Annotated in this window: 20 protein-coding genes; 13 read left to right on the top strand and 7 right to left on the bottom strand. The window is 58.2% G+C overall.

Annotated elements, in window-relative coordinates; translation table 11 throughout:
* Positions 1-31 precede the first annotated feature (31 nt).
* The 8 genes from AXW11_RS09970 to AXW11_RS09935 all read left to right on the top strand — a co-directional run bounded on the left by AXW11_RS09970 (position 32) and on the right by AXW11_RS09935 (position 10,501).
* Positions 32-2,221 (top strand): dihydrolipoyl dehydrogenase family protein, encoded by a 2,190-nt coding sequence (locus AXW11_RS09970; protein WP_091642593.1) that lies wholly within the window; start codon positions 32-34, stop codon positions 2,219-2,221.
* Between the two features lie 76 nt (positions 2,222-2,297).
* Positions 2,298-3,260, top strand: coding sequence for a radical SAM protein (locus AXW11_RS09965; RefSeq protein WP_041332820.1), 963 nt, complete (start codon positions 2,298-2,300; stop codon positions 3,258-3,260).
* Between the two features lie 186 nt (positions 3,261-3,446).
* On the top strand, positions 3,447-4,850 hold the full coding sequence (locus AXW11_RS09960; RefSeq protein WP_007154860.1) for a sodium:solute symporter family transporter: 1,404 nt from the start codon (positions 3,447-3,449) through the stop codon (positions 4,848-4,850).
* Positions 4,851-4,861: 11 nt separating this feature from the next.
* Positions 4,862-5,824 carry a metallophosphoesterase family protein gene (locus AXW11_RS09955; RefSeq protein ID WP_041332823.1) on the top strand — a complete coding sequence of 321 codons (963 nt, stop codon included), beginning with the start codon at positions 4,862-4,864 and terminating at the stop codon, positions 5,822-5,824.
* A gap of 149 nt (positions 5,825-5,973) precedes the next feature.
* On the top strand, positions 5,974-6,489 hold the full coding sequence (gene ectA / locus AXW11_RS09950) for a diaminobutyrate acetyltransferase (protein WP_036201897.1): 516 nt from the start codon (positions 5,974-5,976) through the stop codon (positions 6,487-6,489).
* Positions 6,490-6,620: 131 nt separating this feature from the next.
* The gene (ectB, locus tag AXW11_RS09945; RefSeq protein ID WP_041332825.1) at positions 6,621-7,889 is read left to right on the top strand and encodes a diaminobutyrate--2-oxoglutarate transaminase; all 1,269 of its coding nucleotides are present in this window, start codon (positions 6,621-6,623) and stop codon (positions 7,887-7,889) included.
* Between the two features lie 51 nt (positions 7,890-7,940).
* Positions 7,941-9,383, top strand: a complete 1,443-nt coding sequence (locus AXW11_RS09940; RefSeq protein WP_075196330.1) for an aspartate kinase — start codon at positions 7,941-7,943, stop codon at positions 9,381-9,383.
* Between the two features lie 119 nt (positions 9,384-9,502).
* Complete coding sequence (locus AXW11_RS09935; protein ID WP_091642590.1) at positions 9,503-10,501, top strand: sigma-70 family RNA polymerase sigma factor; 999 nt, start codon at positions 9,503-9,505, stop codon at positions 10,499-10,501.
* Between the two features lie 24 nt (positions 10,502-10,525).
* On the opposite strand, the gene AXW11_RS09930 is transcribed toward AXW11_RS09935, so the two are convergent.
* From AXW11_RS09930 to pdxH, 3 genes are all read right to left on the bottom strand, one after another.
* Complete coding sequence (locus tag AXW11_RS09930) at positions 10,526-10,978, bottom strand: DUF3429 domain-containing protein (protein ID WP_041332826.1); 453 nt, start codon at positions 10,976-10,978, stop codon at positions 10,526-10,528.
* A gap of 219 nt (positions 10,979-11,197) precedes the next feature.
* Positions 11,198-11,785, bottom strand: coding sequence for a DNA-3-methyladenine glycosylase I (locus AXW11_RS09925; protein ID WP_085678077.1), 588 nt, complete (start codon positions 11,783-11,785; stop codon positions 11,198-11,200).
* Between the two features lie 40 nt (positions 11,786-11,825).
* Positions 11,826-12,461 carry a pyridoxamine 5'-phosphate oxidase gene (gene pdxH, locus AXW11_RS09920; RefSeq protein ID WP_091642588.1) on the bottom strand — a complete coding sequence of 212 codons (636 nt, stop codon included), beginning with the start codon at positions 12,459-12,461 and terminating at the stop codon, positions 11,826-11,828.
* Between the two features lie 224 nt (positions 12,462-12,685).
* On the opposite strand from pdxH, the gene AXW11_RS09915 reads away from it, so the two are divergent.
* Complete coding sequence (locus AXW11_RS09915) at positions 12,686-15,598, top strand: DUF748 domain-containing protein (RefSeq protein WP_258955199.1); 2,913 nt, start codon at positions 12,686-12,688, stop codon at positions 15,596-15,598.
* 12 nt (positions 15,599-15,610) lie between these two features.
* Here AXW11_RS09915 and AXW11_RS09910 read toward each other — a convergent pair whose 3' ends face one another.
* The gene (locus AXW11_RS09910; RefSeq protein ID WP_228301411.1) at positions 15,611-16,450 is read right to left on the bottom strand and encodes a transporter substrate-binding domain-containing protein; all 840 of its coding nucleotides are present in this window, start codon (positions 16,448-16,450) and stop codon (positions 15,611-15,613) included.
* Positions 16,451-16,560: 110 nt separating this feature from the next.
* Here AXW11_RS09910 and yfbR point away from each other — a divergent pair, with 110 nt between their 5' ends.
* A complete protein-coding gene (gene yfbR / locus AXW11_RS09905; RefSeq protein WP_041332831.1) occupies positions 16,561-17,154 on the top strand; it encodes a 5'-deoxynucleotidase in 594 nt (197 codons plus the stop codon).
* Between the two features lie 32 nt (positions 17,155-17,186).
* Here the strand turns inward: yfbR and AXW11_RS09900 are convergent, their stop codons facing one another.
* Both AXW11_RS09900 and AXW11_RS09895 read right to left on the bottom strand, forming a co-directional pair.
* Positions 17,187-18,221 (bottom strand): SPFH domain-containing protein, encoded by a 1,035-nt coding sequence (locus tag AXW11_RS09900; protein ID WP_091642581.1) that lies wholly within the window; start codon positions 18,219-18,221, stop codon positions 17,187-17,189.
* Positions 18,222-18,223: 2 nt separating this feature from the next.
* Entirely contained in the window at positions 18,224-18,682 is a 459-nt protein-coding gene (locus tag AXW11_RS09895; protein WP_041332833.1) for an NfeD family protein, read from the bottom strand.
* A gap of 238 nt (positions 18,683-18,920) precedes the next feature.
* Here AXW11_RS09895 and AXW11_RS09890 point away from each other — a divergent pair, with 238 nt between their 5' ends.
* Together AXW11_RS09890 and AXW11_RS09885 are read left to right on the top strand one after the other, a co-directional pair.
* The gene (locus AXW11_RS09890; RefSeq protein ID WP_041332835.1) at positions 18,921-19,736 is read left to right on the top strand and encodes an SDR family NAD(P)-dependent oxidoreductase; all 816 of its coding nucleotides are present in this window, start codon (positions 18,921-18,923) and stop codon (positions 19,734-19,736) included.
* 139 nt (positions 19,737-19,875) lie between these two features.
* Positions 19,876-20,973: a GGDEF domain-containing protein gene (locus AXW11_RS09885; RefSeq protein WP_036201928.1), complete on the top strand. Its 1,098-nt coding sequence runs from the start codon at positions 19,876-19,878 to the stop codon at positions 20,971-20,973.
* Positions 20,974-21,002: 29 nt separating this feature from the next.
* Here AXW11_RS09885 and AXW11_RS09880 read toward each other — a convergent pair whose 3' ends face one another.
* Positions 21,003-21,893, bottom strand: coding sequence for a metal-dependent hydrolase (locus tag AXW11_RS09880; protein WP_041332837.1), 891 nt, complete (start codon positions 21,891-21,893; stop codon positions 21,003-21,005).
* A gap of 244 nt (positions 21,894-22,137) precedes the next feature.
* Here AXW11_RS09880 and AXW11_RS09875 point away from each other — a divergent pair, with 244 nt between their 5' ends.
* The gene (locus tag AXW11_RS09875) at positions 22,138-23,244 is read left to right on the top strand and encodes a helix-turn-helix domain-containing protein (RefSeq protein ID WP_041332839.1); all 1,107 of its coding nucleotides are present in this window, start codon (positions 22,138-22,140) and stop codon (positions 23,242-23,244) included.
* Positions 23,245-23,371 lie beyond the last annotated feature (127 nt).

The raw sequence follows: 23,371 nt of genomic DNA, 5'->3' as shown, positions 1-23,371 counted from the left end.
CCGTTTTCACTTTTAATTTATGGATTTAGCTATGAACTCCAAAAAGCTCGTTTTGCTGCTGGTTATCGGTGTCGTGGTTGCACTGTTTGTCAGTTTTGGCGGTCACGAGATACTCACGCTGGAAAACCTGCAGAAACACCAGTCTGCCATTGAACAGTGGATCAGTCAGAATATGCTGGCGGCGGTGCTTGGGTTTGCTGGAGTGTATGTGGTGGTAACGGCGCTGTCGCTGCCCGGTGCCGCGATCATGACGCTGGCCGGCGGTGCCTTTTTCGGTAATGTCTATGGTCTGGTTGCAGTATCCATTGCATCGACCATCGGTGCCTCACTTGCGTTCCTGGTGGCCAGGTTTCTGATGCGGGATACCTTGCGGGAGAAGTACGCGGAAACCGTCGCAAAGATGGACCGTGGCATCAAGAAAGACGGTGCGTTCTATCTTGCCACCCTGCGTCTGGTACCGGTATTTCCGTTCTTCCTGATTAACCTGGCGATGGGCCTGACCGCCATGAAGCTGAAGACCTACGCTCTGGTGAGCTGGGCGGCGATGCTGCCGGGTACCTTTGTGTATGTAAACGCCGGCACCCAGCTGTCGACGATTGAAACCACCAGCGACATTGTGTCGGCCAATATTCTGCTGTCTTTCGCGCTGTTGGGGGTGTTCCCGCTGATCGCCAAGTTTGTTGTCGGTTTCATTCGCAAGCGCCGGGTGTACGCCGGCTGGCAGAAACCAGAGTCGTTTGATTACAACCTGCTGGTGATTGGCGGTGGCTCGGCGGGCCTGGTGTCGGCGTACATTGCCGCAGCGGTTAAGGCCAAGGTGGCGCTGATCGAGAAAGACAAAATGGGCGGAGACTGCCTCAACACCGGTTGCGTGCCGTCCAAGGCGCTGATTCGCAGTGCCAAGGCGGCCGACACCCTGCGCCAGGCGAATCGTTATGGCCTGGAGTCGGTACCGGTAAAAGGCTCCTTTGCCAATATCATGGCGAGGGTGAAAGAAGTCATCGCCAAGGTGGAACCCCACGACTCGCCCGAGCGCTTCCGCAAACTGGGTGTTGACTGCATCTCCGGTACCGCCAGCTTCGTATCGCCCTGGGAGCTGGAAGTGGTCCATAGCGACGGTCACACCGAGCGCCTGACCGCGCGCAGTATTGTGGTGGCCACTGGGGGCAAGCCGGCAGTGCCGCCCATTCCCGGTTTGGCGGACATGGAGCCGCTGACATCGGACAATCTATGGTCCCTGCAGACCCAGCCTGAGCGCTTGCTGGTACTTGGTGGCGGCCCCATTGGCTCGGAACTGGCCCATGCCTTTGCGAGGCTTGGCAGCAAGGTGATCCAGGTGGAAATGGGCGAGCGTTTGCTGGCCAAGGAAGACGCCGATGTCTCCGAGGTCATCCGGAAACAGTTTGAACAGGATGGCATTGATCTGCGGCTTAACCACGCCGCCAAGGAGTTCGCTGTCGAGGACGGAGAAAAGGTGGCCTACTGCGAGTTCAACGGCGAGCGCGTGAGGATCGTGTTTGACCAGGTTCTGGTTGCTGTTGGTCGTGCCGCTCGAACTGACGGCCTGGGGCTGGAAAAGATTGGGGTGGAAACCCTGCCCAATGGCACTGTGCCAGTGGCAGAAGACATGAGCATGCGCTTCCCCAACGTCTTCGCCTGTGGCGATGTGGCCGGGCCCTATCAGTTCACCCACGCGGCGGCTCACCAGGCCTGGTACGCGGCAGTGAACGGTCTGTTTGGCGAGTTCAAGCGTTTCCAGGTGGATTACCGGGTGATGCCTTGGGTGACCTTTACCTCGCCGGAGGTGGCCAGGGTCGGCCTTAGCGAGGCCGAAGCCAAGGAAAAAGGTGTGGCTTACGAAGTCACCCGCTATGGCCTGGACGACCTGGATCGTGCCATTGCTGAGAGTGAGGATTACGGTTTTATCAAGGTGCTCACGCCGCCAGGGAAGGACAAGATTCTGGGTGCCGTCGTGGTCGGTGTGCACGCCGGCGAGATACTGGCCGAGTTCACCCTGGCCATGAAGCACGGCCTGGGCCTGAACAAAATTCTGGGCACTATCCACCCTTACCCGACCTGGAACGAATCAGCCAAGTATGCCGCTGGAGAGTGGAAGCGCGAACACGCACCCCAGGGTATTCTCAAACTGCTTGAGAAACTTCACGGCTGGCGCCGTGGCAAACAGACCGGCGACAAGGCCGGCCGGGAAGTAACAACGTAAAACAGAATAAGTGCAGGTGTTACAGGGCCTGCACCTTTTTTGGCACTCATAGATTCATCGTCAACACGGAGCAGCTATGCCCCTGACCCAAACCGCCGAAAGACGTATTCCCGCCGTGGAAGTGCTGGAACCGAGGGCCCGCGACAGCTGGACTCACACCCGCAACGGCGACCCGCGCGGCTACATTGATTCCGACAAGCTCAAGGAACTGTGGATTCATACCGGCACCGCCTGCAACCTGGCCTGCCCGTTTTGCCTGGAAGGGTCACACCCCGGCGATGGCCGTATTCCGGGCATGAAGTTGAGTGACGTGAAGCCCTTTATCCACGAAGCCCTGGATATGGGCGTGGAGCAGTTCTCCTTCACCGGCGGTGAGCCATTCGTGATCAAGGATTTTATCAATATCCTCGATTACGCCAGCCAGCACCGGCCCTGCTTTGTCCTGACCAATGCTACCGACCCGCTGCTCAAACGCCGCCACCAGGTGCTGCCGTTACTGGACAACGCCTACCCGATCCATTTTCGCGTCAGCCTGGACTTCCCTGACCGGGCCCGGCATGACGTGGACCGGGGTGAAGGCAGTTTCGATAAGGCATTGGAGGGTATTCGCTGGCTGGTCGACCAGGGTTTTCAGGTATCGATTGCTCGCCAGACCGATCCGGAGGAGATTCCGGCAGATGTGGAAGCGGCTTTCCGCGAGATTTTGAGGGACTGGGGCATTCCTGAAACGCTGGCATTCACCGCGTTCCCTGATCTGGGGACGCCCGGCTCAGAAGACGGCAGCCCGGAGATTACCGAAACCTGCATGGAGAAATACCCCACCAAAGAGGCGCGGTCGCACTTCATGTGCACTTATACGCGCATGCTGGTGAAGCGGGATGACCGGGTGCGGGTGTATGCCTGTACGTTGGTGGATGACGATCCGCAGTATGACCTTGGCGGGACGCTGGCGGAGAGCATGGATGAGCGGATTATGTTGCGGCATCACCGGTGTTTTGCCTGTTATCGGTTTGGGGCTAGTTGTTCGGCGCCTGGGTGATTCTTTTTTAGGACTGGTTGCTGGGAGTTGGCGGTCTGGGGGTGGTGTTTTATTTCCTTGAGAAAAAGAACTCGCTTTGCTCAGACACCTTTTTCCTGGCGGAAATAAAACACCACCCCCAGACCGCGGTTGAATGACTGCAATTCGCTGGATTAGAACAAAGAACGGACGAGGAAAAGACAGACGATGAATTTCACGGAAGCGACCCTGTTTTGGGGGTTTTTGGTGGTTTATGGGGTGGTGATGTATGTGTTGTCGCCCAAGAGCAAGAACGCCAATTCGTTCTATAAAGGTGCGGATGATCAGGGTAACCCGGTAAGTCAGTGGTCGCTGACGGCGAGTATTTTCATCAGTTGGATCTTTGCCAAGTCGGTGACCAACGCGGCCAACCTGGGGGCTGCTTATGGTGTCACCGGCGGTCTGGCGTACGCCAGTTACTGGCTGTCGATTCCCGTGGCCGGCTACATCATATATTTGATTCGGACCCAGACCGGTGCCCGCAGCCTGCAGGATTTCCTCACGTCGCGCTTTGGCCGGCTGGCCAGTCTGGCGTTTGCGGCGGCCATCCTGATCCGTCTGTATAACGAAGTCTGGAGTAACACCGCTGTGGTGGGCGGCTATTTCGGGCTGCCGGGTGAGTGGGAGTACTACTCCGCGGCGATGCTGTTTACCGTCTTTACTCTCGCCTACAGCCTGAAAGGTGGCCTGCGGTCGTCGATATTCACGGATGTGATTCAGGCGTTCGTGTTTGTGTTCTTTGTCGGCGCGGTGCTGTTCCTGATTGTGCCGGCCAATGACACCAGTGCCCTGCTCACCGACGGTGAGTTCAAGCTCAATGCCGGCTTTGACCTGTTGCTCGTCGCGCTGTTGCAGATGTTCAGCTACCCCTTCCACGATCCGGTGCTAACCGACCGCGGCTTTGTGAACAAGGAAAAAACGATGCTGAAGAGCTTCGTGGTGGCAGGACTGCTGGGCTTTGTGGCGGTGTTCATCTTCAGCCTCGTCGGTGTTCACGCACGGCTCAATGGCATTGAGGCCATGGGTAATGCGCCCGCGGCTGTCGGACAATCGCTTGGGTTGGCGGCGCTCTTCTTCATGAGTGTGGTGATGATGACCTCCGCCGGCTCCACGCTGGATTCCACATTCAGTTCACTGGCCAAGTCCCTGGCGGTGGATCTGCCACGGCTGGCGAAACGTGCCAAAGACCGGTTGCCGAGCGTTCGCGTGGGCGCGGTCATCATGATTGTGTTCGCACTGCTGGGTAACCTGCCGATGTTTGCCGGCACCGACATTCTCAAGGCCACCACCATTTCCGGCACCATGGTGATGGGGCTGGCACCGGTGTTCCTGTTCTACGGGTTTACCCGCTGGTCGCCCTGGAGCTTTCATCTCAGTTTCTGGACCGGCCTGGGCCTGGGTGTGCTGCTGGCAACGGGGCTGATTCCCGCCAGCTGGGCCATCGGTGACGGCAAATACGCCATGCTGCTGGGTGTAAACGCCTACGGCTTCCTGATCTGCACCGCCGGTTTCTTTGTGCCGCTGGTCGTCCGCCGACTTGCCGGGCGCTCTCTGGCGGCCGGGGAGGTTTAGGAGGTGGTGTCGTGACCGAGGGCCGGAGTTGTCCGCTGGCGTATCGCTACGATCCGGCGTCGCTGTGTGCTGAGCCGCAACAGGTGGCCGGGGACGTGCTGTATGTTATCGGTGGCCTGTACGGAAATCCCCTTGCCCTGGATGAAATCGAGCAATTGGCACGGGCGGAGGAGCGACAGGGCCGCCGGGTGACGTTGGTGTTTAACGGGGATTTTAACTGGTTTAACGCCACCGACGGGCTGTTCCGGGAGATCAACAATCGGGTGCTGGAGCACACCGTCAGCCTGGGCAACGTGGATTATGAACTGGCCAACCCCAATGATGGCGCCGGCTGCGGTTGTGCCTATCCGGATTTCGTGGATGAGGGCGTCGTGGCACGTTCCAACGCCATTATGGAGCGGCTGCAGGGGGTGGCCGGGGAGCATTCCGATATTCAGGCGCGGTTATCCCTCTTACCCCGCTACCGTTGCCTGATATTTGGAGGCCTAAAGGTTTTGGTGATTCACGGCGATCCGGAGTCCCTCGCCGGTTGGGGGTTGGCCCATGAATCCTTTGTAGCTGGTAACGAGGCGAAGCTGACGGAGTGGTTCCTGGCCAGCGGTGCTGATGTAATTGTCTCCACCCACACCTGCCTGCCAGTACTGTGGTCGGGAATGGTGAACGAGCGACGTTGTGTGGTTGCCAACAACGGGGCAGCCGGAATGGGGAATCTGCGGCAGGACCCCCGTGGGTTGATCACCCGGATCGGTCTGGCGAGCCCCGTGGCTGAGCCGGTTGCCGGTCTTGAGCGGCAGGGCCTGAATGTCTCACTGTTGCCCGTGGACTATGACGTCGACGCCTGGTTAACGCAGTTTGACCGGCTCTGGCCGGCGGGTTCGGCCGCCGCTGTGTCGTACCGGGACCGGATCGTTGGAGGGACTTCGATAACCGCAGACGATATTACGTTTCCCCCTGGAAGGGCCCCTATAGGGTAACGAATTTGTCACTGGCGGTTGGTGTAATAATGTCTATTCTGAAGGTGAGAGGTAGCCATCGGGGCTGGCGGCCCCGGAGCGCCGACTTGAAATATATTTTGTGGTCTATATAATTTAACGCTAACTTTTTGAGGCGAATCGATCACGTTATGACATCAGAAGGCTCGAATACCACCGCCATCACCCTCCGCACGCCGGTCAAGGATGATGGCTACAGGCTTCACCAGTTGGTGGCACAATGTCCCCCGCTGGACCCTAACTCGATCTACTGCAACCTCCTGCAGTGCAGCCATTTTGCCGAAACCGGCGTGGCCGCGGAGATAGACGGCGATCTGGTCGGCTTTATTTCCGGATATATTCCCCCCCAACAGCCCGAAACCGTTTTTGTCTGGCAGGTGGCCGTTCACGAGAAAGGTCGTGGGCAAGGTCTTGCCAAGCGGATGTTGAAGGCGATTGTGGCCAGGGACGCGTGTAAAGACGTGACCCACATGGAAACCACCATCACTGAAGACAATGAGGCTTCCTGGGCGCTGTTCCGGTCCTTTGCCCGTGACATGGGTGCTGAACTGACTTACCACGAGCACTTTGAGAAAGACACCCACTTTGGCGGCAAGCACGACTCCGAGTTCCTGCTCCGCATCGGGCCTTTCACAAAGACGGCGTAGCAGCCTTCCCGAACGACCGATCCCCCTGTTTGGACTAGCCGGCAGATTGCTGAGGTGAATCTGTCACAACGGCTTCAACCAACGTGCTACCGCACAGTTACCTCGAACCTGACATGCTAAGAGGCAAGACAATGGAACTTTTCAAGTCGACCGAATCCGAAGTACGCGTTTATTCCCGTGCCTTTCCGGTGATCTTTAACCGTGCCAAGAACGCGCACCTGTACACCGAAGATGGCAAGGAATACCTGGACTTCCTGGCCGGCGCCGGGTCACTGAACTATGGCCACAACAACGACATTCTCAAGAAAGCGCTGCTCGAGTACATTGAAAGCGATGGTGTCAGCCAGGGCCTGGATATGTTTACCACCGCCAAGCACGATTTCATTGAGTCGTACAAGAAGCACATCCTGGACCCCCGTGGCCTGGACTACAAAATGCAGTTTACCGGTCCTACCGGCACCAACTGCGTGGAAGCGGCCCTGAAACTGGCTCGCAAGGTGAAAGGCCGCAATGGCATCGTGTCCTTCACCAATGGCTTCCATGGCGTCACCATGGGCGCGGTCGCGGCCACAGGTAACAAGCACCACCGTGGTGGCGTTGGCACCCCGCTGGGGAATGTGGACTTCATGTTCTATGACGGCTACCTGGGTGAGAACGTAGATACCCTGGAAATCATGGACAAGGTGTTGTCCGACGGCTCCTCCGGTTTTGAACTGCCGGCAGCGGTCATCGTTGAAGCAGTCCAGGGCGAAGGCGGATTGAACGCCGCCCGCGCTGAATGGCTGCAGGGCCTCGAGAAGCTGTGCAAAAAGTACGACATTCTGTTGATCGTCGACGATATCCAGGCAGGGAACGGCCGTACCGGCGAGTTCTTCAGTTTCGAATTTGCCGGCATCAAGCCGGATATCGTAACGGTATCCAAGTCGTTGAGCGGTTACGGCCTGCCGATGGCCCTGGTGCTGTTCAAGCCGGAGCTTGATGTCTGGGGGCCGGGCGAGCACAACGGCACCTTCCGGGGCAACAACATGGCCTTTGTAACCGCCCGCGCAGCGGTCGAGACCTACTGGAAAGACGATGCCTTTGCCAATGAAGTGAAAGCCAAGACCGAGGTTCTGGCTGAAGGGCTGCAGGCAATCTGTGACAAGTACCCGGGCGAGTTCAAGATGAAAGGCCGGGGCATGATGCGTGGCATTGAAGCCACCGACGCTGAAGTGACGGACAAGATCACCGGTCGTGCCTTTGAGAAGGGCCTGATTATTGAAACCAGCGGCCCCAATGACGAAGTGATCAAATGCCTGATGCCGCTGACCACCAGCGAGGACGATCTGCGCAAAGGTGCTAAACTTCTAGGTCAAAGCGTGGACGAAATCATGCAGGAGGGAATGAGCAAGGCGTCCTGAGACGCCTGCCATCTCCCGACACTCATTCTGCAGGATAACGACGGTAACATTATGACTAGCGAACAACATACCGTAGAGAAAATCGGCGGCACCTCCATGAGCAATTATGAGGCGGTGCGCGACAACATCATTCTCGGCGGGCGCTCCAAGGACGACCTGTACCAGCGCATCTTCGTGGTCTCCGCCTATGGCGGTGTCACCGACGAATTGCTGGAGCACAAGAAAACCGGAGAACCGGGTGTCTATGCCCTGTTCGCCGATGCCGAGTCGGACTGGGCCTGGGGCGACGACCTCACCAAACTGATTCAGTTCCTGACCGACATCAATGGCGAGCTGTTCCCGGACCCCATGCTCAAGCAGCAGGCGGACCAGTTCATCACCGACCGCATCGAAGGCGTTCGCGGCTGCCTGATTGATCTGCAACGTCTGTGTTCCTACGGGCAGTTCCAGCTTGAGGAGCATCTGCTGACGGTTCGTGAAATGCTGGCCGGTATCGGTGAGGCCCACAGTGCCTTCAACACTGCCCTGAAGCTTCAGCAGGAAGGCATCAATGCGCGGTTCGTGGACCTGACCGGGTGGCGCGACAATGAACTGCTGCCGCTGGATGAAAAGCTCAAGCAGGCATTCGACGCGGTGGACCTGAGCCGTGAGCTGCCGATCGTGACGGGGTATGCCCAGTGCAAGGAAGGCCTGATGCGTACCTTCGACCGGGGCTACAGCGAGATGACCTTCAGCCGGGTCGCGGTGATTACCAACGCCCGCGAAGCGATCATCCACAAGGAATACCACCTCAGTTCCGCGGACCCCAACATTGTCGGTGCGGATAAGGTCGTCCCCCTGGGGCGCACCAACTATGACGTTGCTGACCAGTTGGCGAACCTCGGTATGGAAGCGATCCACCCGCGCGCTGGCAAGGGCATGCGTCAGAACGAGATTCCGCTGCGGGTGATGAACACCTTCGAGCCGGAGCACACCGGTACCCTGATCACCGGCGACTACGTCAGTGAGAAGCCTCAGGTAGAGATCATCGCGGGTAACAAAGGCGTGTTTGCCATTGAGGTGTTCGATCAGGACATGCAGGGTGAGCCCGGTTCCGACCGTCGCATTCTGGAAGTGCTGGGTCGCTTCAAGGTGCGTTTCGTATCCAAGGACACCAACGCCAACACCATTACCCACTACGTGGACAGTACGCTCAAACACGTCAAACGGGTGGTCAGGGCGCTGAAAGACGAATTTCCCAACGCCGAAATCAGCACTCGCAAGGTGGCGATCGTGTCTGCCATTGGCAGCGATATCAAGGTGTCGGGCATCCTGGCTCGGTCAGTCAAGGCCCTGGCGGACGAGGATATCAGCGTTCTGGCCCTGCACCAGTGCATGCGGCAGGTGGACATCCAGTTCGTAGTGGACGAAGACGCCTATGAGAAGACCATTGTGGCGCTTCATGGCGCGCTGATTGAGCCTCACAACCACGAGTACGCGATCGTTGCAGCGTAACCTGCTGGTTTCTCTACGTCGGTAATTGCCACAACGGACAGTCTGTGCCCCCGGCAACGGGGGATCCATGACGCTGTTCCGCGCGTATTCTCTGGAAATTCGCGATCGGAACCTGTGCCATGACTGACGTTCAGAGCCCGGGGCCGTCTCCGACCATAGCCCATTCCGGCGAAACGGAATCCCTGGTAGGGCTGTACTTCAGGGATGCGTCCCGTTACGAATTGCTCACCAATGATGGCGAGCGCCGACTTTCACGGCGCCTGACCTTCTGCTATCGGATCATATCTGCCGAGCTGGCCTTGCCGGAAGGCACCCCTCAGACATTCCGCGAAGTGGTTGGAAGCCTGGGCGACGCCTGTGCTTTTTCGAGGCGGTGTCGTCGTGCCTACCATCTCGCCACCGCAAGTCGTCAGCGGCTGATTCGCAGCAATCTCCGGCTCGCGGTGCACATCGCACGGCGCTACGCCAACCGCGGCATTCCTATGTCGGATGTCATTCAGGATGCCAATGTCGGTCTGATCAAGGCCGTGGAGCGGTTTGATCCTACCAAGGGCTTTCGTTTCTCGACCTATGCCTACTGGTGGATCAGCGAAGAGGTGAAGCGGTGCATGAAGCGTGGAACCCGGCTTGTGCATACCCCTGAAAACGTGGTCGATGAAATCCGCCTGTTGCAGAAAAAATCCCTGGTACTGCACCAGACATTGGGCCGCACGCCGTCGCAGACCGAACTGGCACGGGAGATTGAGGTGTCGCCTTCCCGCATTGGTGAGCTGCGGGCGCTGGCTAGCATGGAAGTGTCGGTGGATCTGCCGGTGGGCACGGAGGGTAGCATTACGCTGGGTGACAGCCTCAGCGCAGACGATCAGTCCGCGCCGGACCACGACATGGCCCAGCGTGACCGCAAACGGACACTGACCGCTCTCTTGGCGGAACTGAGTACGCGGGAAAAGGATGTCCTGGCCAGGCGTTACGGCCTGGGTCTCCCAGAACCGGAAACCTTGCAGGTGATCTCCGATGACCTGGGAATAAGCCGGGAGCGGGTGCGGCAGATAGAGAAATGCGCCCTGAAAAAGTTACGGGGCCGTTTTATCGACCCTAACGACGAGCTCCGGGGCTAGTATTCAGGGCCGGTATCGACCGGCTTAGCCCTGGGCCAGAATGAACCAGGCGCCCGCCGCTACCTGGCACGCCAGGACAACAGCTGTCAGTCCCAGCCGCAACTTCAGATACCAGTCCGGCCAATAACCCCTCATCCAGCGAGCGTCGACCACATACAGCGCGACATAGGCCAGCGTGTAAACCAGGATCTGGCCGGCAATGGGCAGCAGCAGACCAATGCCGGCGGTGATGAAGAACACTTGGCTCAACAACATGGTTACCAGGGGGGAAATCGGGTAGCAGCGATTCTCAAGCTGCATGGCCAGTGGCCAGTAGATGCCCGCCATAAAGGCCAGAATGCCCGCGCTGTACAGGTAGAAATAGCGGGAGATGGCCAGGCTTTGTTCAGGCAGCGCAAAGAGTCCGAAAATGGCGGCAAGGAACGGTAGCAGCCCGCCAATGCCCACCACGATCGCCAGTCTGGCGACGGCAATCACGAGTGCTTCCCCTGAACCCGAATCCTCATTGGTCCGATAGCGGCGGGCTCCGTACCCACCAACTCAATGGCCGGGTTGGTCGACTGCCTGAGTTCTTCCAGGGTTATTCTCACCGTATGACTCTCACCGTAAAACGCGGGGATGATGTGCTACCCACGGACTTACGAGCAACGGATCGTTTGGGATCATTCCGGTCGTGTAACGCCGAGGAAATAATAGTCAGACATTGTCCGCGAGCTCACGGCAGGCGGCGTGTTGAGGGCACTGAACGAGGTGGTCATTGACCATGCCCGTGGCCTGCATGAAGGCATATACAATGGTGGGCCCCACAAAGTTGAAGCCGCGTTTTTTCAGTGCCTTGGACATGGCTTCGGCCTCGGGCGTGTAAACCGGCACGTCGGCAAAGCGCTGCCAGTGATTCTGGATAGGCTCTCCACCGACAAACGACCACAGGAAGTCTCTGAACGAGTGGCCCTGATCCCGTAGCTCCAGGTAGCCCCGGGCGTTGCGAATGATGGACTCGACTTTCAGGCGGTTACGGACGATGCCGGTGTCCTGCATCAAGGCGTCGACTTTGGCCTCGTCATAACGGACGATTTTTTCAGGGTCGAAATGGTCGTAGGCGGCGCGGTAGTTGTCCTGTTTCTTGAGTATGGTGATCCAGCTCAGGCCCGCCTGCTGGCCGTCCAGGCACAGCTTCTCAAACAGCGCCAGGTCGTCGTATTCGGGGCGGCCCCATACGGTGTCGTGGTAGTAAACGTAGAGTGGGTCATCGCCACACCAGGGACAGCGTTGTTGATTGTCCATAGTCCTGCCTTCTCGCCTGAGGTTGGTGGAGCCGTGCGGGTTACGGCTGTAGACGGTCGATGTGCCAGCCATCGTCCTGCCTGACGTATTCAAAGCGGTCATGCAGGCGGCTTGGCCGCCCCTGCCAGAACTCGATTCGTTCCGGCACCACGCGGTAACCGCCCCAGAAATCGGGTAGCGGGATCGCCCCGTCCTTGAATCGGCGTTTCATCTCGGCCACTTTCTGTTCCAGCAAACCGCGGGAGTTGATCGCCCTGCTCTGTTCCGATACCCAGGCACCAATCTGGCTGCCCCGGGGGCGAGAGGTGAAGTACCTCAGGGATTCGGATTTGCTGACCTTTTCCACATGGCCCTGAATCCGCACCTGGCGGTTCAGCCCGATCCAGGGGAACAGCAGGGCGGCTTTTGGATTTTCTGCCATTTCGTGGGCCTTGCGGCTGCCGTAGTTGGTATAGAACACGAAACCGGCGTCGTCGAAGTATTTCAACAGGACGGTCCGTATGTCGGGCATGCCGTCTCCGCCTGAGGTGGCCAGTGACATGGCATTGGGCTCGAGAATGCCGGCCTCACGGGCATCCTCGAACCAGACCTGGAATTGTCTGACGGGGTTGTCATCAAGGGCATCGCGCTCAAGGCCTTCGCTTTCGAAGTCGCGGCGCATATCGCTAATATCCATCCGGGTTTCCTGAATGAGGGATTTCGTTGCCTGAGTCAGTGAAAACAGAATATCGGGTTCGTTGCCCCATGTCAGTCCATCACCCTCTATAACCCCCCATCACCTTCCTCATCACCCTCCTCATCAACCCATCCGGCTGACAAACCGGTCACCGGCGGGCTATCCTTGGTGGATAGATTGGCGACAGATCGCGCCTGTCAGCAATGGACAACAAGGAGAGCCCGGTGCCTGCGAACCGCAAACGACGATTGTCTGCCAGAAATATCTCGATAGTGGTACTGGTTCTGGTGGTGATCTATGCCATCGCCGGGTTTGCGCTATTGCCGTGGTGGCTGGAGCGAACGCTGCCGGAGCGGCTGGAACAACACATGGGGTGGCAGGCCGAGATTGAAGAGGTCCAGGTGAATCCCTTCGCCATGAGCGTTGAAGCCGTTGGCCTGGAGGCCAGGGACGCTGAAGGCGAACCGGTGGTTGCCTTTGACAGCCTTTATGCCAACCTCGGGGTCTGGCGATTGCTCACCGGAATTGTCGCGCTGCAGGACATCGAACTGGAAGACCCTTACGTTCGCCTGGATTTGCTGGAGGACTACAGTGTCAACTTCGCCCGGGATTGGCAGGCCCATAATCCGGGTGGCGAACAACCGGCGCCCGAGGACGCGGATTCCGGAGAACCGCCCAGAATCTATTTTGACCGGATCAGGGTCTCGGGTGGCGAACTGCTGTTCCGGGATTTCAGTCAGCAAGGCCAGGAAGAATTTCGGGTTACGCCCCTGGATCTGGCTTTGAACGACCTGGCCACCTGGCCCCGCGAGGACGCCGACAGCAGCTATTACCTGCTGGCGGCGGTCGGCAGCCAGACCATTGAGTGGGAAGGCGACCTGAGCATCGCCCCTCTCTATTCAAAAGGGTTCCTCAAACTGGGTGACGTGTCCCATGAAACCCTGCAGCATTTTCTCAAGCCCTATCTTCCCTATCAGCTTCGTAACGGCAGTGTGACCCTTAGCTCGCAGTACGAACTGCGTTCTGCCGGTGAACTGTATCTGACCACCTCGGAGGGCCAGCTCACGATCGACGATGTCGATCTCGGCGTTGAGGCTGATGCCGATGATGGGCTGCTGAGTGCGGATCGTCTGAGCGTAGGTGATATCCGTTTCGGGCTTAGCGAACAGGAGCTGTCCACTGGCACCGTGAACATCGATGGTGTCAGCCTGTCACTGCTCCGTGATGCGAACGGCCAGCTCAATCTTCTGGCGCCACTTCAGAATAGTGCGGACGAATCAGGTGGTGACGACACTGGCACAGGAGCGCCTTTCCGCTGGACGGTGGCCGGCGTGGAACTGGCCAACAGCGCCGTCAGTTGGCGGGACGAGCAGCCGCAACTGCCCGCCGAACTGGCCCTTGAGGACCTGTCGATCAGCATCGATGAGATCTCCCATCGCCTGGAGGAACCGGTCAATTACAACGCCAGTGGTGCGCTGAACGGTGGTGGGAAACTGTCGATCAATGGTCAGGCCACGTTGGCACCTTTCACGCTGGAAGCCGGGCTGTCTGGCAGCGGGATTGCCCTGTCGCAGTTTGGCGCCTATATCAACCAGGCGGCGAACCTGGATGTCAGGGATGGCCTGTTGTCTGTCGATGGCAATCTGGATCTGGATCAACAGCAAGACCCGCTGACGGGTACCTTTAGCGGCACTGGCGAGGTGGCCTCCCTGGATATGCGTCTTGGCGACAGCGATCAGCCCCTGATCCGCTGGCAGAGCGTGCGCCTGGAACCATTGGAGTACAACGTCGCGCCGGCACGGCTGCAGATTGGCACCATTACCCTGGTGGGTCCTGCGGTGAACGTGGTCCGTGACAGCAACGGCACTCATAATGTTGAACGGATTGTCAGGTCCTCGCCGTCGGACGAATCCGCGCCAGCTGGAGAAACAACCAGTAGCGACGGCGAACCCGGCTTCATCTTCCGCATTGGCCAACTGATGCTGGAAGAAGGTGCCATCTCCTACACCGATCGGACCCTGGACCCGACATTCGCAACCCGGTTCGACCAGTTGCGCGGCTCAGTAACCGGGCTTAGCAACGTGGCGCCGCAACAGGGCCAGATCTCGATCCAGGGGCGGGTTGGCGATGTGGCAACCATGACGCTGGATGGTTCCGTGGGCGCCCTGGGCACCGATGATACCAGCGATCTGAAGCTGACCATGGAGAACGTCTCTCTGCCCATGCTGTCACCGTATTTTGGCCGTTACCTGGGATACAGCGTGGACAGTGGCAAGCTCAAGCTTGATCTGGATTATGAGTTTTCCGGCAGCCGTCTGGATGCTGCCAACAGCGTCATCCTGGATCGGCTGGAGCTTGGAGGCCCCGTTCCGAGTGACGAGGCCGTCAGTGCACCGGTCAAGCTTGGTCTGGCGTTGCTGCGTGACCGGCAGGGTGTCATCGATATCAACCTGCCCATCAGCGGAGATCTGGAAAGCCCGGACTTCAGTATCGGTCAGGTTGTTATGAGGACATTCGTAAACCTCGTTGCCAAAGCCGCCACGTCGCCATTCAGCATGCTGGGTTCGATTGCGGATTTTGCGGGCTTGTCGGGAGAAGAACTGGGCAATGTGCGTTTTGAAGCGGGGCGCACCGAGCTTGCCGATGGGGAAGGCGTCAAACTGGAGGCACTGGGCAAGGCCTTGAATGAACGCCCTGGTCTGGCGCTCAATGTTCGTGGAGCGGTCGCACCAGAGGCAGACGGAGACGCGTTACGGCGGCAGAAACTGTTCGAGCAACTGGACATAGCGGATGGAGCTTCCACGTCTACACGTATCGCCCGGCTTGAGCAGGCGTACGCGGATTCGGATTACGTGGCGTCGGTGGAAGCTTTCCGAAACGACGTTGCCGGCGGGAACGCAGAACCCGGCGAACAGGAATGGGAGCAGGCGCTGGTGAAGCGACTGATAGCCGATGTGGAACTGCCACCGGAGGCTTTGGGCAACCTGGCAACATCCCGGGGCGTATGGCTCCGGGAGCAAATGCTGCAGGAGCATGGAGCATCAGAAAATCAGGTATACCTGCTTGACCCTGTGCGCGATGCGACGGCCGATGAGGCCGGCACTGTCACCGTCAGCTTTGAGCTGGATGTGCGGTGACAGCGGCTGGGATCAAGGCGCTGCTGGCTCGGGGATGCCCGGCGGCAACTGGAGGTCGCGTTTATAGACAAATTGCTGGTACCGCCCGTCTTTGAACAGCGGCGACAGCAGTTGCTCCAATGTGGTTGCGTCGATGGGGCCGTTGTCCCGTGCCATGATATGGAGGAGATAGGTCTGATCGGGGGTATCGGACACCAGGAACCTGTCACTGTCCTCGGGGTTGTCGTTCAGGTGGCTCTGAAGATAGGAGCGACTGACCACAGCCACTTCGGCCAGTGACGGACGGTCCGCCTTGATCAGGTCAAGATTACGGCTGTGGCTATGGGAGAACTCGATATTGAATCGTTTCTCAAGCTCGGCGTTATCCGTAGACAGGCCGGCGAAGCCATAGTGATAGCCCGAGATAGCAACGAGCTGTCGCTCGGTGACGTTGTCAAAGAAGCTTTGGTCACGGCCGGGTTTGTTGAGGGCGACATAGACGTCTTCGTCCATCAGAATTGGTCGGGTAGCGTTAACAGGCAGGTTTTCCCAGCCCCAGCTCGGGTTCTCAAAGAAAATAACGTCGTACAATCCGGCGTGGAAATCCAGGTGTCTGCGTTTTGGGGAAGTGTAGACAATCCGGAACGTGACCTTGTCGTTAGTTGAATCCAGCTCTCTTAACAGGTCACCGAGTAAGCCCTCCACCTTGTTTTCACTGTTCACACTGGCCACCGGAGGGAAATTATAAACGCCGACAGCGATGTTGGTCTGGGCCGAAACAGTGGTTGTAACACCGAGAGTCAGTGTTAAGCCCAGTATCAGAAGGGTGACTTTCAGCGGATGTCTGCGCTTTAATCCGAGTTGGAGTTTCAAGGTAGAGTGCTTCCCGGCATCAAGGTTTGAACGTCCATTCACATTACCACTATTTAATCTTAGTCAGAAGAGGCCAACAATAAACTCATGCAAAACGTGAAGCGCCCATTATGAAACGCCCTCTCAGTCATTTTTTTGCCTATGTGTCTCGCCTGCGGTGGATCAAGCGATGGGGGCTGATGCGCAACGCGATTGAGGAAAATGTCGCCACTCATTCCTGGGAGGTGGCTACCCTGGCCCATGCGCTTGCGATTATCCGTAACCGGCATTTTGGCGGGCAGGTCAACGCTGACCGGATCGCTGCCGCAGCGCTCTACCATGATGCCACAGAGGTTATTACAGGCGATATGCCGACACCGGTCAAATACCATTCGCAGGTTATGCGGGAAGCGTTCGGAGACATCGAGCACAAGGCGGAGGCCGAGCTACTGGCGCTGCTACCGGCGGACCTGCAGGAGGATTTTGCGCCCTATGTTCGCGAATCCGGATGGGAGCAGGAGGAGAAGGAATTGATCAAGGCGGCCGACCGGCTCTCGGCGTTGTTGAAATGCCAGGCTGAGATACAGGCGGGCAACAAGGAGTTTGAGCCTGCGGCGGGTCACATCCTGAAAAAGCTGGAGGATGACGCCCTGCCGGAAGTGATGTATTTCCTGGAAGTGTTTGCGCCGGGTTATCAGCGGCCCCTCGACAACCTCCTGGAATAGAGGTTGCCGAAGCCGCTGAGTGTCCGGATGTTCTAGCTGTTGCCGGCTGACGCCACCATGCCACCGCGCAGGCCATCCTGTTTCACGCTCTGGCACACGATGTCTTCGGGGCTGCCTGCCAGTTCCCGGAACATGCCCATGGAACCCAGCAGGGCGGATGACTCGTAGGGCACGAAGACCCGTTCCCCTTCCTTGGCCATGTTCGGCAGTACCTTGATGTAGCTTTGCCCCAGCAAATAGCCGATAACGGTCTGCTTGTTCTCTTCGGTGTCACCCATGGCACTCAAGACCAGGCGAATGGATTCCTGCTCACCCTGGGCACGCAGGATGGCAGATTCCTTGTCGCCCTGAGCGTTGAGAATGGCGGATTCCCGCTGGCCCTGGGCCATGGCAATAGCGGCGGACTTCTCACCTTCGGCCTCGGTCACCGTGGCGCGACGCTTACGCTCGGCGGCCATCTGCAGGCGCATGGCTTCTTCCACCTCTTCCGGCATGCTGATGTCCTGAACTTCAACGCGAGTCAGCTTCACACCCCACTTTGACGCCGCTTCTTCCATTTCGGCCTGGATGGCGTTGTTCACTTCGCTACGGGATTCAAACAGCTTGTCCAGCTCCATCTTACCCACCACGGAGCGCAGGGTGGTTTTGGCCAAAACCTCGACCGCCTGGCTCATGTTGGCCACTTCGTAAACCGCACGGCGTGGGTCGATAATCTGGTAGTAAAGCGCGCCGTTGATGTTTACGGTGACGTTGTCGGTGGTTACCACCGGCTGTCCGGGGAAGTCCATGACGGTTTCGCGGCGGTCAATGCGGGTTTCGAAACTGCTGCTTGGATGATACTCGTCGCCGATGCGCACGTAGCGGGTCATGGTGATGGCGCGCGGGCGCTCAATGAAGGGGATGATGATGTTAACACCACTCTCCAGTATGCGATTGAATGACCCTAGCCGCTCGATCACCATCACTTCGGACTGGCGCACAATCACCAGGCCCTTGGCGATGATGAAAATGCCAATGACGACGAAAATAAGGCTGATCACCAGCCCCGGGGAAACCACGTTTTCCATGTTTACTGCTCCTTTTTAGTGATCGTGTGAACAACGGCAGTGGTGCCGTCAAAACGTTCGAAAGTAACCTCGGTGCCTGCGGGCAGTTCGGTCATGCCGGTATCGCTGGTACGCAGGCGATAGAAGTCGCCGTTGACCTTGATGCCACTGGCGCCGTCAAAATCGCGCTTCAGCGTGCGATACTGCTTGCCCTGCTCGACGCCGGTGCCGGTTGTCCCGTAAGCGACACCCTTGGGGGAAAACCTCGGTTTGATCCAGCGAATGGCAATGGGTACCAGAATGCCCGAAAACACGCCCATACCGACCAGTTGCCATTCGAAAGGCGCGCCGAGAGCGGTCAACAGCGCCGTTAAAGCAGCTGCGATCCCCAGTGCCAGTAGCACCAGCACACCAGACGTCAGTTCTGCGAGACTCAATACGAGGGCGAGTATCAGCCAGAAATGCGTGAGACTCCATTCCATACAGCAACATCCACTAGTGACAGGAAAAAGGGTTGGCCAGGAGATTGTAACCAAACCCGGCCAACGTCGTCCCGGATTGTGCACATTCGTGGGGACGGAGTCACGATATTCGTGGTGTTGCTGAACCCCGGGTATCGGGTGGCCCGAATGCCCCGGTCATAGGCGCGCTTTTGCCATATCCAGCGGCCCGACACCTGTTAGAGTAAGCAACACATCGCACAACAAGAGGTCATCGTCCATGAAAGATCTGAACAACAGGGTAGCCGTGGTTACCGGCGCGGGTTCCGGCATAGGCCGGGCGCTGGCCGTGGCACTGGCGGAAAAGGGCTGTCGCCTGGCGCTTTCCGATGTCAACGAGACAGGCCTTGCGGAAACCGCAGCTGGCTGTAGCGGGGCGGAAGTTCGCACCTATACCCTGGATGTCTCAGACCGGGATGCCATCTACGCTCATGCTGAGCAGGTCGCCAGGGATTTCGGCCAGGTGAACCTGGTGATTAACAACGCCGGCGTTGCCCTGTCCGCATCTGTGCGGGAGATGACCGACGATGACTTCAAGTGGATCATGGACATCGATTTCTGGGGCGTGGCCCATGGTACCCGGGCCTTCCTGCCGCACCTGATCGCCTCCGGGGATGGTCACGTGGTGAATATTTCCAGCGTGTTCGGACTTATTGGCGTACCCAAGCAAAGCGCTTATAACGCGGCTAAATTCGCAGTTCGTGGCTTTACCGAGTCACTGCGCCAGGAAATGAAGCTGGAAAAGCAGTCGGTCGCGGTGAGCTGCGTTCATCCCGGTGGCATCCGCACCAACATTGCGAATGCGGCGCGTATGGGTAAATCGGAGAACGCCGAAGCCCAGCGCAAGGGCTTCGACAAGATCGCCATGACCACTCCGGAAAAGGCGGCGAATATTATCGTCCGTGGCATTCTGAAAGATGAATCCCGAATTCTGGTCGGGCCCGATGCCTGGGGTATCGATGCCCTGAACCGGGTTCTGGGGTCCGCCTACCAGCCTCTGGTTGAGCGTTTTTCGCGGAAAAATCTTTACGTCTGAAACCCTTTTTCATGCTTGCCGTATTTCGGTGGTTTCGCGGCAGTTCGCCGGGATGATTGAAGCCCAGTGACTGCCGCTGTATATTTTGCATACAGCCACCGATATTCCAATCTCGCTGTATTTCAGGGAAAGAGGCAGCATGAACACTCCCCAGCACCCGGACCTTGGTGCGTCGCTTGAACAAAGCCGCTCAGGCCTCCGGGACACCCACCGTCGTTCGTTGATGCGAGCACTGTTTCTCGTGACCGCCTCTGCACTGGTGGTTTTTGGCTGCCTGCAGATTCTGAACGGCTATATCTGGCTCGCGACGGGGGAGCTCATTGCGAGCCTTATCCTTTTCTTTGGGGTTACCCGAATCAATCGCACACCTCGTCTCCAGGTCTGGATCTACAGTTATCTGGTGACGGGATTTTCCTTCGCCTTGATGATCATGCTGGTACCCGAAGCCTCGGTGTCTGCCTTCGTGTGGGTGCTGATGATACCGGTTCTGGCGTATTTGCTGCTGGGAAAGAAAGAAGGTTTCCTGCTCAGCGCGCCGTTCGTGGTGGCGGGCTGCGTCACTTACTACTTCCACCTGGAGTTCGTCGCTGATGCCGGCGGCGTGATCGACCTGCTAAACATGGTGCTCTGCGCCATCCTGATGCTGAGTTTTATCCATCTTTATGAAGCCCGTCGTGAGGAAGCCGAGCAAAAATTGTTCACTCTTGCACAGACTGATGCACTCACAGGGCTGGCCAATCGTGCGAACTTCCAGAGCACCCTGGCCCGCACCATCGCAGAGTGTGCCCGCAGTGGCTCGGGATTTGCCCTGGTGATTATGGACATCGACCACTTCAAGGTAGTGAATGACACCATGGGCCATGACGCCGGAGACCACGTTCTGCAAAACATTGGCAAGCAGCTCACCGAACGTCTGCGGACCACCGACGCAGTGGGACGATTGGGCGGAGAGGAATTCGGGTTGATTCTGCGGGATGTGAAACTCGAGGATTCGTTCCAGTTAATGGACGAGTTGCGCCAGCGTATTGCCGACAGCGAACTTCCTTATGGTGATGCCCTGATCCGGGTGACCGCATCGTTCGGAATTGCGCATTATCCCGATCATGCCATCGAAGCCGAGTCCTTGTTCCGGATTGCCGACCGCTGCCTGTTCAGCAGCAAGCGGGCCGGGCGCAATCGGGTCGCCAGGGCGGGCCTTTCGCCGGTCAAAGGCCCGCTTGCGACAGCAAGGACTTAGTGATCATCCAGGGTTACTGACATACAGGGTTACTGAATAGTCCGGCGATTTCCCTTCTGATACTGCGGGGCAATGTACTCGTTGATCTGCTCCTTGAAGCGGGCAATCAGTTCGCTGTTGTCGTGGTCCCAAGGGTGGAATCCCGGCTTGAAGTATTCCAGCCAGGTGGGGATCAGGCTGGAGAAGGTGCCGTTTTTGCCCCACATCCGCCACAAGCCGCGGGCAGAGTCTTTCAGTGAGAAGTTCTTCGGATCGTTCAGCATCATCCGGGTGGTGAAGTAACTGGCCATCACGCCCAATGCGGCTGTACTGAATGCCAGGTAAAACGTGCGCTCGGCATAGGTGCCGCCGACCTGGTTGAACACGTCGTAGGTCACCGCTTTGTGCTCGGTTTCCTCAATGGCGTGCCACACCCACAGCGGGCGCATGGTTTCATGCATGTCTTCGCGAACGTCGCTGCGCTCCAGCAGCATGTCCGCCATCATCGCGGTCATATGTTCCAGGGCGCAGGTGATGGCCAGTTGGTGCCGTTTTGGAAGCTTCTTGGCAATGCCCAAAACCACTTCCAGGTGTTCTTCCAGTTCCTCCACTGGCATGCCCTGATCCCGCACGTGCTGGTTCATGGACTTGTGTTCCAGCGAGTGCATGGCTTCCTGGCCGATAAAGCCTCTGACTTCTTTTTTCAGCTTGGGATCGTTGATCTGATCCTGATAGTAGCGGACCGAATCCACGAAAAACTGCTCGCCCTGCGGGAACAGCACAGACAGGGCGTTCATGGTGTGGCTCAGGATATAGCTGTTGTCCAGCCAGTAATGGGGAACCTTCTCCCCGAATTCAAACCCCATGCGCTGTGGCTTGATGGCAACGTTGTCCGGGGTGCGTGCAACCGGCTTTGACTCAGTGGTTTTCGTTCTCAGCATATCGTTACTCCTGCGCTTGGGCGCTATGGCTGATGTGATGGGACCAGTGTGTGTGAGTCAACGCGGGCTTTGAATGCGAAAAGGGGACGGCCATCGTGGATTAGGGGCCAGGGGCGGCCTCAATTGACTATGCTGACGTGGTTGCCGGTGCCTCCAGTCACAGTGTGGCTGCGCCGGGCTTCTGATAGCATCGGTGGCAGTGAGTCTTCCCACAACAAATCTCACACAACGAAAAGGAACCTGCATGGCGAACCCGGGCCCGGAAAAAGAACGGCAGATGTTGGGACTGTTCCTGGTTCCCGGTGTGTACCTCCGGGTGCTGGCGGATGTGGTGCGGCAGTTGGGCCACAACGACCGTGCTCTGTACGAAGGCATGGCATTCACGCCCCAGGATCTGAAATCCAATGACAGCCGGGTGTTTGTCACCGATGCGATTGTAATGGTGGATCGGGCTCTGAACCTGGCCAGCAAAGACGGCTTGAGCTTCATGCTGGCGCGGGAACTGCGGGTCACCATCCATGGCACCCTCGGCTTCGCCGCCCTGACCAGCCCCACACTCGCTGGCGCCCTGGATTCGGTAAGGCGCTACCTGCAGTTGCGTGTGCCCTTCCTCACTATGACCCTGACCGACACCGGCGACCATGTGTTGGTGCGGTTGCGCTCCGAGTTCGACGTGCCCACCCAGTACCGTTTTCTGGCGGAAACCGTCAGTGCCACGCTGATGATGCTGGCGGAACAACTGATCGACCGGGAGGATGCGGAAAAACGAGGATTCCCGCTGGTGGATGGCAAGCTCCCTGGCGTGAAGGTACAACTGACTTCTCCGGAGCCGGCCTATTACCCCAGGTTTGCGCCCCAGCTACCGGTACCTTTCGAGTATGGCCAGCCCGAGGAAACCATGGTGTTTCCCAAGGGCCTGCTGGACACCCGCATGCGCCTGGCGGATGCGGAAGCATCCCGGATGGCACGGGACCAGTGCGAGTTCGAACTGCAAAAAGCCCTGAAAGACCAGGGCGACATCACCTATGCCATCCGCAACATGCTCCACATGATGCCCGGGCCGCTGCCATCCCTGGAGGCCATGGCGGAGCGCTTCTGCGTGTCGTCCCGCACCCTGAAGCGACGGCTGGCGGAGAAGGACACCACCTACCGGGAAATTGTCGAAGCGGTACTGAAAGACCGCGCCATCCAGTTGCTGCGTTATACCAATCAGTCCGTCAGCGAGATCGCCTATGAGCTGGGCTACGCGGACCTGTCCAACTTCAGCCGTGCCTTCCGCAAGTGGACCGGAAAGTCGGCCAGCGAGTTCCGCGAGGGCGGTCCGGACCCGGCACCCGAGGTTGGTCCCTGACAACGATCTTCCGGTCATGCGACAGATTAAAAATGCTGTGCTAGCTTAAAAGTTTGCTACAGAAAAACAGCAGTCCATGGCCACTCGGCTGTCTGACTGGCTCACTAACGCATTGAGTGGGGGCTGT

The sequence above is a fragment of the Marinobacter sp. Hex_13 genome (assembly GCF_001566815.1).
Classification (GTDB): domain Bacteria; phylum Pseudomonadota; class Gammaproteobacteria; order Pseudomonadales; family Oleiphilaceae; genus Marinobacter; species Marinobacter salarius.
The sequence above is the reverse complement of the archived record's forward strand: the minus strand, read 5'-3'. Positions and strand labels throughout refer to the sequence as shown.

Bases quoted from the DNA above. Each gene is read 5' to 3' on its own strand.
- AXW11_RS09970 (WP_091642593.1), top strand. From the start codon at position 32: ATGAACTCCAAAAAGCTCGTTTTGCTGCTGGTTATCGGTGTCGTGGTT.
- AXW11_RS09965 (WP_041332820.1), top strand. From the start codon at position 2,298: ATGCCCCTGACCCAAACCGCCGAAAGACGTATTCCCGCCGTGGAAGTG.
- AXW11_RS09960 (WP_007154860.1), top strand. From the start codon at position 3,447: ATGAATTTCACGGAAGCGACCCTGTTTTGGGGGTTTTTGGTGGTTTAT.
- ectA (WP_036201897.1), top strand. From the start codon at position 5,974: ATGACATCAGAAGGCTCGAATACCACCGCCATCACCCTCCGCACGCCG.
- ectB (WP_041332825.1), top strand. From the start codon at position 6,621: ATGGAACTTTTCAAGTCGACCGAATCCGAAGTACGCGTTTATTCCCGT.
- AXW11_RS09940 (WP_075196330.1), top strand. From the start codon at position 7,941: ATGACTAGCGAACAACATACCGTAGAGAAAATCGGCGGCACCTCCATG.
- AXW11_RS09935 (WP_091642590.1), top strand. From the start codon at position 9,503: ATGACTGACGTTCAGAGCCCGGGGCCGTCTCCGACCATAGCCCATTCC.
- AXW11_RS09925 (WP_085678077.1), bottom strand. From the start codon at position 11,785: ATGGACAATCAACAACGCTGTCCCTGGTGTGGCGATGACCCACTCTAC.
- pdxH (WP_091642588.1), bottom strand. From the start codon at position 12,461: ATGGATATTAGCGATATGCGCCGCGACTTCGAAAGCGAAGGCCTTGAG.
- yfbR (WP_041332831.1), top strand. From the start codon at position 16,561: ATGAAACGCCCTCTCAGTCATTTTTTTGCCTATGTGTCTCGCCTGCGG.
- AXW11_RS09900 (WP_091642581.1), bottom strand. From the start codon at position 18,221: ATGGAAAACGTGGTTTCCCCGGGGCTGGTGATCAGCCTTATTTTCGTC.
- AXW11_RS09895 (WP_041332833.1), bottom strand. From the start codon at position 18,682: ATGGAATGGAGTCTCACGCATTTCTGGCTGATACTCGCCCTCGTATTG.
- AXW11_RS09890 (WP_041332835.1), top strand. From the start codon at position 18,921: ATGAAAGATCTGAACAACAGGGTAGCCGTGGTTACCGGCGCGGGTTCC.
- AXW11_RS09885 (WP_036201928.1), top strand. From the start codon at position 19,876: ATGAACACTCCCCAGCACCCGGACCTTGGTGCGTCGCTTGAACAAAGC.
- AXW11_RS09880 (WP_041332837.1), bottom strand. From the start codon at position 21,893: ATGCTGAGAACGAAAACCACTGAGTCAAAGCCGGTTGCACGCACCCCG.
- AXW11_RS09875 (WP_041332839.1), top strand. From the start codon at position 22,138: ATGGCGAACCCGGGCCCGGAAAAAGAACGGCAGATGTTGGGACTGTTC.